General features: G+C 64.7%; 1 protein-coding gene. It reads left to right on the forward strand.

Going from position 1 to position 597, the window contains the following annotated elements; genetic code table 11:
* Window positions 1-161: 161 nt before the first annotated feature.
* On the forward strand, window positions 162-597 hold a 436-nt coding region (locus tag ACLIYP_RS30735; RefSeq protein WP_412716341.1), incomplete at its 3' end, for a transposase.

The raw sequence follows: 597 nt of genomic DNA on the forward strand, positions 1-597 counted from the left end.
TAACGTCCTCGACGACCAGTGCCGACAGCCCGGAAAACACCGTCCCGATAAGAAAATTGACATCCATCACGAGATCATCGCGGATGGCTACTCGGCGTCACCACCGACTACGGGCCAGAGCCAAACGATCGGTGTAACTCCTGATCAAGGAAGATGCATCGATGACCAGCGACAACGTGACCGAGGCCGAGTCCGTCAAGGCCGCTGAGCCGCAGCTGGCGAAGAAGGTGGACGACCAGCCCATCGACGAGTTGGTCGGCCGCGCTCAGGCCGAGGGCCTGCGGCTGACCGGCGAGGGTGGGCTGCTCCAGCAGCTGACCAAGCGGCTGCTGGAGTCCGCCCTGGAGGGTGAGATCACCGACCACCTCGGCTATGACAAGCACGATCCCGCCGGGAAGAACGGAGGCAACAGCCGCAACGGGACCCGGGCCAAGACCGTGCTGACGGACGTCGGCCCGGTCGAGCTAGCAGTGCCCCGCGACCGCGAGGGCAGCTTTGATCCGAAGATCGTCAAGAAGCGGCAGAAGCGCCTGACCGGCGTGGACGAGATGGTGATCTCCCTGTCCGCGAAGGGCCTGACCACCGGCGAGGTCCAGG

The sequence above is a fragment of the Streptomyces nanhaiensis genome, from assembly GCF_046614825.1.
Lineage (GTDB): Bacteria > Actinomycetota > Actinomycetes > Streptomycetales > Streptomycetaceae > Streptomyces > Streptomyces radiopugnans.